The sequence below is a fragment of the Skermanella sp. genome (assembly GCF_059503625.1).
This window is the reverse complement of sequence record NZ_JCACHA010000997.1, coordinates 1-6,280: the sequence shown is the minus strand read 5'-3', so window position 1 is coordinate 6,280 and position 6,280 is coordinate 1. Positions and strand designations below refer to the sequence as shown.

Here is a 6,280-nt window from a genome sequence, read left to right as displayed (position 1 = left end):
GTGCTGGCGGCCCTCAAGAAGACCGGCGGGATCTGGTTCGGCTGGAGCGGCGATGTCGTCGCGGCGCCGCCATCGGCGCCCAACCTGACGCCCGTCGGCAAGCTGACCTATGCGACGCTGGATCTGGCCAAGCGGGACTACGAGGAATATTACAACGGCTACGCCAACTCTACATTGTGGCCGCTGTTCCATTTCCGGCTGGGCCTGACCAACTTCAACCGGCGCAACTATGCCGGATATCAGCGCGTCAACGCCCTGTTCGCGTCCAAGCTGGCGCCGCTGCTGAAGCCCGACGACATGGTGTGGGTCCACGACTACCACCTGATCCCGTTCGGCGAGCAGTTGCGGCTGATCGGGATGGGCCACCGGATGGGCTTCTTCCTGCACACCCCCTTCCCGGCCCCCGAACTGCTGGTGGCGCTGCCCAACCACGCCGACATCGTGCGGGCGCTGTGCGCCTATGACGTGGTCGGCTTCCACACGACGACCGACCTGCGCTGCTTCATCAACTATATCCGCTTCGAAGCGCGCGGCACGGTGACCGAGCGGCCGGACGGCGAAGGCTATTTCATCAACGCCTTCGGCCGCACCCTGGTCGCCCGCTCCTTCCCGATCAGCATCGACACCGAGCCGCTGGTGACCCTGGCAAAGCAGGCGGCGCGCACCCGGCAGACCGAACGGCTGCGGGAGAGTCTGGTCGGCCGCGACCTGATCATCGGTGTCGACCGGCTCGACTATTCCAAGGGGCTGCCCCAGCGCTTCGAGTCGTTCCATTGCCTGCTGGAGAACTACCCGGCCAACCGGGGCCATGTCTCCTTCCTCCAGATAGCGCCGCCGTCGCGCTCGGACGTGCCGGAATACATCGCGATCCGAAAGGAGCTGGAAACGCTGAGCGGTCATATCAACGGCCGCTTCGCCGAGTTCGACTGGGTGCCGATCCGCTACCTCAACAAGAGCTTCACCCGCCGGTCGCTGGCCGGCTTCTTCCGCGTCAGCGCGGTCGGGCTGGTGACGCCGCTGCGCGACGGCATGAACCTCGTCGCCAAGGAATACGTCGCCTGCCAGGACCCGGAAGACCCCGGCGTCCTGGTGCTGTCACGGTTCGCAGGGGCGGCGGAGGAGCTGGGCGACGCTCTGATCGTCAATCCTTACGATATCGAATCGGTCGCCGATGCGCTTCAGCGTGCCCTCACCATGCCCCTGGACGAGCGCAAGGCGCGCTACAACGCCATGATGGAGGTTCTGCGCCGGAGCGATATCTCGGTATGGCGAGAGAATTTCGTGACCGCGCTGGCGGGTGCGCCGTACGATAGCTGAGGACCGCGCAACAGGAAGCTCAACGGCAAGGAATGGCAGCATGACCGGAACTCGCTCCCTCGTGGCGGATATCGGCGCCACCAACGCCCGCTTCGGGCTGCTGGACGCGTCGGGCCGCCTGCTCCATACCAGGACGCTGCCCTGCATCGGCCATACGACGCTGGAGGAGGCGGCGCGGGCCTATCTGGAGTCGGCGCAGCCCGACGATCATCCGGCCGAAGGCGCCATCGCCATCGCCGGCCCCGTCACCGGCGACCTGCTGACGATGACCAACCATCCCTGGACCTTCTCGGTCGAGGCAACGCGCGACACGCTGGGGCTGGACCGGCTGGTGGTGGTCAACGACTTCACCGCCGCCGCCATGGCGATCCCGCGGCTGACCGAAGCCGACCGGCTCAAGGTCGGCGACGGCGAGGCGGCCGCCGGCGAAGTGATCGGCGTGATCGGACCCGGCACCGGGCTGGGCGTCTCCGGACTTGTCCAAGGCGCCGCCGGCTGGACCGCCCTTGCCGGCGAAGGCGGGCACACCACCATGGCGGCGGTGGACGACCGCGAGAGCGCCGTCCTGTCGCTGCTCCGCCAGCAGTTCAGCCACGTCTCGGCCGAACGCGTGATCTCCGGCCAGGGGCTGGTGAACCTCTACGCCGCGCTGACCCGGCTGGAAGGCCGCGAGCCCCGGTCCGTCACCCCGGCTGAAGTCGCGACGCATGGAGTGGATGGCAGCGATCCGGCCTGCGCCGAGGCGCTGGGGATGTTCTGCGCCATGCTCGGCACGGTTGCCGGCAATCTGGCGCTGACGCTGGGCGCCCGGGGCGGCGTCTATATCGCGGGCGGCATCGTGCCCCGCCTGGGCGATTTCTTCGCCCGCTCGGCGTTTCGCGACCGTTTCGTGGAAAAGGGCCGGCTGCGCGACTATCTAGACCCGATCCCGACCTATGTCGTGACCCACGAACTGCCTGCCTTCCTGGGACTGAAGGCCGTTCTGGACCAGGGATGACCTATTCCCGCAGGTCCTTGACCACCGCGAGCACGACGCCGAACCGTTGCACCTCCGCAACGACTTGGCCGAACATGGTGAAATTGCAGCCGGCCTGGGTCCACGACACCAGGAAGTCGGCTTTCTCCGGTTCGCCGACCAATTGGAACTGGTCGGGCAGGAAATACATCACGGAGGTCGGGTGACCGCAGACGAAGACCTTGACGGGATCGGGGCCTAGCCGGCCGCCGCGCTCGTTCGCCACGTATTCGTGCAGTTCGTCGGCCGCCCGGTGAAGGGCAGCCCCCCAATAATCCAGCTCGTAGTGCCACTCCGCCCCGGCGATGCCGCCGATCAGGCGGTTGTAGTAGATGTACTCGTACGGATGCAGCACCGCCATGACCCAGAACTGCGCCACGACGGCGGCGGTGAAGGGCAGCGCCAGCAGCCGGGCACGAATCCTGGACCGGTTGTCGGCCACCGCTGCCCAGAGCCGGTCGAAGCCGATCGCCGCCAGTACCGCCATCGGCGGCAGCACGAACAGGAAGTGCCTGAAGCCGTTATAGATCACCGGATGGGTGATCAGCACATACACGACCGGGAAAAGCGCCGCCAAGGCTACCAGCGCCACCTGCACCCGATGGACCCGATCGACCATCAGGGGGGGCCGCATCACGGCGCGGACGCCGAACCAGCCGGCCAGCCCTAGCCCCGCCAGCACCAGTTCCGGCAGCTGCAGCGCCAGCATGGTCGGCAGATACGTCACCGGCAGATCGTCGGCGGAAATCCAGCGGCCGCCGTAGAGCACTTCGTTCGGCCAGGGGAAAGCCGAGAATTTCAGGAAGGCCCGGACCGGGTTCAGCAGATCGATATGAGCCCAGGGCCAGATCAGGACCATCACCGCCCAGGCGACCGGCAGGGCCGGCAGCAGCCGGAGCGTCACGGCCAGCGTCTGACGCGCCATCCCGCCCACGTCGCGGCGGTCTTCCGCCATGCTCCACAGCCAGCCCAGCACCGCCAGTCCCAGGAAGAACACCGCGAGGATACCGCCGATCCGGGTGCCGAGCGTCAGTCCCAGGACGGCGCCGTACCCCGCCACCAAACCCCAGCGCGGGCGCGGCAACTGGCCGATGATCCGGGCGGACAGGTGGACGCACCAGATCATTCCGCAGGCGAAAGGAACGTCCTTGGGATTCGAGAACATATGGCCGTAAAAGGCCGGCAGCAGCGCCAGCAGCAGCACCGCGAAGAACCCGGTCCGCTCGCCGCCCAGCAGGCGGGCCAGCCGCCATGCCCCCGTCATGCCGAGCAGGCCGATCAGCCCGCCCAGCAGATGGCGCGTCTCGTAGGGGCCGTAGGGCGACACCCGCTCCAGCAGCGCGCCCGCCATGTCGAAGCCGCCGCCGTAGAGATACAGGTTGTCGAAGCTGAAGGCGGACTGGTCGGTCAGGCCGGAAGCGTAATAGTTCAGCAGCAGCAGTCCATACTGCCGCTGCACCTCCTCGTCCCAGATGATGCCGTATTCCGGGAACGACAGGACGATCAGGACGCCGGTCGAGAGCAGAAGTCCAAGGGAAAGGTCGTAGAACAGGGTGTGCGGAAGGACTCCTGCAACCAGCCTGCCCAGGCCGGCGTCGGAGTATCTCGGATCGATCACGGTCATGCGGGGATTGTCCGTCAGGCCTCGTTGCGCCACGCGACGGTCTGATCCGTCCCGCGCCGCATGTTGACCGGAGCGGCCGCCGGGGCCGAGGCCCCGTGGACGGAGCGCACGATGAACAGAGGCCGGCCTTTCACCTCGTCGAAGACCCGGCCCAGGTAATCGCCGATGATGCCCAGGGTCAGCAGTTGGACCCCGCCCAGGAAGAGTACGGTGACGATGATCGATTCATAGCCGGGGACATCGACGCCGTAGACGGCGGTCCGCATCAGGCGGATGACGATATAGCAGAAGGCCAGCGCCGACACGGAGCCGCCGATCAGGCTCCAGACCCGCAGCGGGAAGGTCGAAAACGCCGTCAGCCCGACCAGCGAGAAGCGCAGCAGCTTGAAGAAGCCCCACTTGGTATCGCCGCTCGCCCGTTCGCCCTGGACATAGGGAATGGTCGTCTGGCGGAACCCGACCCAGGCGAAGATGCCCTTCATGAAGCGGGTACGTTCCGGCATGCGGTTGATGACGTCCACGACGATCCGGTCGAGCAGCCGGAAGTCGCCGGCCTCGCGCGGCAGCGGCACTTCGGACATGCGGTCGAACAGCCAGTAGAAGATCCTGGCGCCGAGCCGGTTGCCGGCCGACTGGCCGGTCCGGGCCTGCCGGATCGCGATCACGACGTCGAAGCCTTCGCGCCATCTGGCGACGAGGTCGGGCAGCAATTCCGGCGGATGCTGAAGGTCCGCATCCATCGGGATCACGGCGTCGCCCTCGGCCGTGGAGAGGCCGGCGGACAGCGCCGCCTCCTTGCCGAAGTTGCGCGACAGGTCGACCACCCGCACGCGCGGCTCACGCGCATGGACCGCCACCAGCTTGTCCAGGGTGTCGTCGCTGCTGCCATCGTTGACGCAAACGACTTCCCAGTCCATCGGCAGGGTGTCGAGCACCGGGAACAGCCGGGCGAACAGCGGCTCGATATTGGCGGACTCGTTATAGGAGGGAATCACGACCGACAGCAGCTTGCGGGCTCCGCGGTCCGGCTGGGCCGGACGCGGTTCGAACTGTGCTACCACCGACGACACTGTGTCCTGAGACGACATGTTCTCGAATGCCCCTCGGGCAGGCCGCCGACGACCGGGCGGAATCCGTGCCACAAGTTGGTTACAGTAATACCGATGGGTTCTATAACACGGAAAAACGTCCCAAAGCCATACGGCTGATTGATAGATTTAGCCGAAACTAATGTCTTCAGGTTACCCCGATTAAGCCATCGATTTGCCTTTTTCTTCCTGATGAATTGCATTGGCGGCGATTGTTGCATTGCCGTTGTCGGCATATGCGGCAGTGTATTCCGGTACTGACCGGATGACTCGCGCGGGATTGCCGCCCACCACGTGCCCGCTCTCCACCGGCGCCGTCACGACCGCTCCTGATGCGACGATGCAGCGGTCTCCGACATCGGCCATGACGATGGCGCCTTCCCCGATCCAGGTGTCGCGCCCGATCGTCACCAGCGCCGCGCGATCCCGGCTGAACGGGATCAGGCTGCCGTCGGGTCCGTGGGCATGCTGATTCCTGCCGCTCAGGATGCTGACGCGGGTCGCGATCAGCGATCCTTCGCCGATGACCGCGTCGCCGATCACCGACAGCGGGCCGATATAGACGCGGGCGCCGATGCGGGCGTGACGGCTGGAAAACCAGCTCAGGAAGCCGATCTCGCAATCGGGGGCGCACCCATCCAGCGTCAGGCGCCCGAACGCCCGCCGCAGCCAGTTGCCGGGCAGTCCCGGAACCAGGGAAAAGGCCTGCCCGAACAAGACGAACAGGTCGCCCCGCTCGCTGAAGCGCGCCTCCACCCGGCAAAAACCGGCCGGCACCGCAACGATCAACAGACAAACGGCGTCGGCTGCGGCCTTGATCAAGGCCTTGGGATTTAAGGAACCTGCCATGCCCGATGTTGGAGCATGGAGATGGAGCCGGGGCAATGGACCAAAACGGGTAGCCGGAAAGCTCAACATGCGACGCGCTTGCATTCCACGGCATCCCGCGATACGCCGGAAAGAAGGATGAAGGGAGAGACCCAGGCATGGCGGCGGGTACGAAATTCGACTTCCATTTCGATGAGGCGTTGCGCAAGCGTGGCGTAACCGGCGCCTATTCCCTGCTGCTGGGCGCAGATCAGGGCAGGACGCCACCGGACGAAATAGCCGCCTTCGTCGATGGAGTCGTGGCGGGAGTGCGGGAGCGGGCTGTCCGCGACCTGATCACAGCGGACCCCGTCTATGCCGGCTTCCGCGAGCTTCACAAGAGCTTCGAGGTGCCGACCCGCAAGCTGT

General features: G+C 66.2%; 6 protein-coding genes. 3 read left to right on the top strand and 3 right to left on the bottom strand.

Going from position 1 to position 6,280, the window contains the following annotated elements; all coding sequences use genetic code 11:
- Positions 1-1,317 (top strand): alpha,alpha-trehalose-phosphate synthase (UDP-forming) (locus AC5JJ6_RS36485; RefSeq protein ID WP_496046732.1); only part of this gene is annotated, 1,317 nt, incomplete at its 5' end.
- A 40-nt stretch (positions 1,318-1,357) separates the two neighbouring features.
- A complete protein-coding gene (locus tag AC5JJ6_RS36480) occupies positions 1,358-2,314 on the top strand; it encodes a glucokinase (RefSeq protein WP_496046731.1) in 957 nt (318 codons plus the stop codon).
- Between the two features lies 1 nt (position 2,315).
- On the opposite strand, the gene AC5JJ6_RS36475 is transcribed toward AC5JJ6_RS36480, so the two are convergent.
- From AC5JJ6_RS36475 to AC5JJ6_RS36465, 3 genes are all read right to left on the bottom strand, one after another.
- Positions 2,316-3,956: a glycosyltransferase family 39 protein gene (locus tag AC5JJ6_RS36475; protein WP_496046730.1), complete on the bottom strand. Its 1,641-nt coding sequence runs from the start codon at positions 3,954-3,956 to the stop codon at positions 2,316-2,318.
- 14 nt (positions 3,957-3,970) lie between these two features.
- Positions 3,971-5,044 (bottom strand): glycosyltransferase family 2 protein, encoded by a 1,074-nt coding sequence (locus AC5JJ6_RS36470; RefSeq protein WP_496046729.1) that lies wholly within the window; start codon positions 5,042-5,044, stop codon positions 3,971-3,973.
- A gap of 162 nt (positions 5,045-5,206) precedes the next feature.
- On the bottom strand, positions 5,207-5,893 hold the full coding sequence (locus tag AC5JJ6_RS36465; RefSeq protein ID WP_496046728.1) for an acyltransferase: 687 nt from the start codon (positions 5,891-5,893) through the stop codon (positions 5,207-5,209).
- A gap of 137 nt (positions 5,894-6,030) precedes the next feature.
- Between AC5JJ6_RS36465 and AC5JJ6_RS36460 the strand changes: the two genes are divergently transcribed.
- Positions 6,031-6,280 (top strand): hypothetical protein (locus AC5JJ6_RS36460; RefSeq protein ID WP_496046727.1); only part of this gene is annotated, 250 nt, incomplete at its 3' end.

Bases quoted from the DNA above. Each gene is read 5' to 3' on its own strand.
- AC5JJ6_RS36470 (WP_496046729.1), bottom strand. From the start codon at position 5,044: ATGTCGTCTCAGGACACAGTGTCGTCGGTGGTAGCACAGTTCGAACCG.
- AC5JJ6_RS36475 (WP_496046730.1), bottom strand. From the start codon at position 3,956: ATGACCGTGATCGATCCGAGATACTCCGACGCCGGCCTGGGCAGGCTG.
- AC5JJ6_RS36480 (WP_496046731.1), top strand. From the start codon at position 1,358: ATGACCGGAACTCGCTCCCTCGTGGCGGATATCGGCGCCACCAACGCC.
- AC5JJ6_RS36465 (WP_496046728.1), bottom strand. From the start codon at position 5,893: ATGGCAGGTTCCTTAAATCCCAAGGCCTTGATCAAGGCCGCAGCCGAC.